3 protein-coding genes are annotated in these 2,074 nt (G+C 68.6%); all 3 read right to left on the reverse strand.

The window, feature by feature from the left end; genetic code table 11:
- Positions 1 to 206: 206 nt before the first annotated feature.
- A complete protein-coding gene (locus ACT6XY_RS22680) occupies positions 207 to 359 on the reverse strand; it encodes a hypothetical protein (protein ID WP_444750567.1) in 153 nt (50 codons plus the stop codon).
- A gap of 164 nt (positions 360 to 523) precedes the next feature.
- Entirely contained in the window at positions 524 to 664 is a 141-nt protein-coding gene (locus ACT6XY_RS22685; RefSeq protein ID WP_444750568.1) for a hypothetical protein, read from the reverse strand.
- 97 nt (positions 665 to 761) lie between these two features.
- A protein-coding gene (locus tag ACT6XY_RS22690) for an IS3 family transposase (RefSeq protein ID WP_444750569.1) occupies positions 762 to 1,915 on the reverse strand; the annotation gives its coding sequence in 2 pieces (ribosomal slippage) (positions 762 to 1,666 and positions 1,666 to 1,915; 1,155 coding nt in all).
- Positions 1,916 to 2,074: the final 159 nt, after the last annotated feature.

The raw sequence follows: 2,074 nt of genomic DNA on the forward strand, positions 1-2,074 counted from the left end.
AACACCGCGGACGGCGACGTCGAGCAGGTCGAGCGCGCGGGAGGCACGATCAGCGCCGCCCTGGATGCGCTCCAGGGAGCGGTGGCCGGTCTCGCCAACCTCGCGCAGCTCCTGCTTGACCCGGGCGGCGTCGTCCAGCGACAGCCGGACCGAGACGCGGCGCGTGCTATCCGCCATGCGTCACGCCTCCTGCGTCGATGGGGTGGTCAGGATCCGGGGGGATCAGTGCGCCGAGATGCGCTGCCTGCGGCGAGGCCCAAGCGCATCGCCAGCAGCAGTTCGGCGGCGGCCCAGCCGGAGGCGCCCATCTCGCGGGCGGTGATGAGCGCGGCCGGCATGTCGAGGTCGAGGCCGGCCATCGTCGCCGTGGCGCAGGTGGTGCCAGCGGCCCAGGCTGCGGCGCCCTCGACGCTGGCCGGGGCGTGGGCAGCGTAGGGACAGGCGAGGCCGCAATCGCGATCGAGGGCCGCGCAGCCGCGGCAGTAGGGTGGGCCCTGGCCGAAATGCCATTCGGCCCGAGCCCTTATCCGTTTCCCTCCAGGGCCACGGCGGCAGCGGGACCTGTGGCGCGATCCCAGAAGGCTGCGGCCATCTCGTCCATGTCCATCAGACGCTCGACCGCCTCGGGCGAGAGCGGCAGCGGCTTGCCGGTGGTGTCGCCCACACCCTCCCAGGCGGTAACGGCGTGGCGGGCCAGCGCCTTGACCAGGAACGCGAAGGCGAGGCCACGTGGCCTGCTGCCGGTTCGATGGACACCGAGTTTAGCCTGAACTGGCCAAGCGCTCGAACGCCACGGGGCTGAGATAGCCGATGGCCGAGTGGCGTCGCGTCGGGTTGTAGAACCGCTCGATGTAGTCGAACACCTCTGCCCGGGCAGCGTCGCGGGTCCTGTAGGTCTTGCGGGCAAGGCGCTCGGTCTTCAGCGATGAGAAGAAGCTCTCCATCGCGGCGTTGTCCCACACGTTGCCCGACCTGCTCATGGAGCAGGTGACACCATGGTCGGCCATCAGCCGCTGGAAGCCCTCGCTGCTGTATTGGCTACCCCTGTCCGAATGATGCAGCAGGGCTTTCGGCCTGCCGCGGCGCCAGATCGCCATGACCAATGCATCGGTGACGAGCTGCGCCGCCATCGTGGCACTCATCGACCAGCCGACAACGCGGCGTGAGAAGAGGTCGATGACGACGGCGACGTACAGCCAGCCCTCGGCGGTCCAGACGTAGGTGAAGTCGGCCACCCATTTTTGGTTCGGAGCCCCTGCATGGAACTGGCGGTCCAGGAGGTTGGTAGGGACAACGCCTGCGGCCCGCTCGCCCCTGTCCAGCGGCAGGCCACGTCGCCGCGGCCTGGCCCGCAGCGCGCCCTGGCGCATCAGCCGCTCGATCTTGTGCAGACCGCAATCGACGCCGTCCGCCAGGACGTCGTGCCAGACGCGGCGGGCACCATAGGTCCGGTCACTCGCCAGGAAGCTGGCGCGGGCCATCGTGCCAATCCGCTCGTCGTCGCGGGTGCGCTGGCTCGGCTTCCGGGTCAGCCAGGCATGAAAGCCGGAGCGCGATACACCCAGCGCCGAGCACAGCCAGGACAGAGGCCACACCCCCTTGTGCTTCGCGATGAAGGCGAACTTCATGTCGCATCCCTCGCGAAGTAGGCCGCGGCCTTTTTTAGGATGTCACGCTCCGCCTTGAGCTTGGCGACCTCCCGCCGGAGACGGTCGATCTCCTGCTGCTCGGGCTTCACCTGGCCATGGCCGGGAAAGGCGTGCCGCGGGTCCGCCTCGGTCTCCCGCATCCAGCGGCGCAGCACACTCTCCGCAATCTCGAGGTCGCGGCAGGCCTGCGCCACCGCCACCCCTCGATCCCTGACCAACTTTACCGCCTCGAGCTTGAACTCGCAGCTGAATGTCCTTCGTCCCATGCAAGGGCCTCCGATCGGGTGAAAACCTTATCCAGGTGTCCACCAAACCAGCAGCAGGCCACGGCGCCTCGACGGTCGGCTGAACCTGCTGATCATGAGCCGATTGCTGCGCCTGCCCCTGGAGTTCTTCGAAAGGAGGCCCTCGGGCGACACCTACGC

The organism is Phreatobacter sp., from assembly GCF_052440005.1.
Lineage (GTDB): Bacteria > Pseudomonadota > Alphaproteobacteria > Rhizobiales > Phreatobacteraceae > Phreatobacter.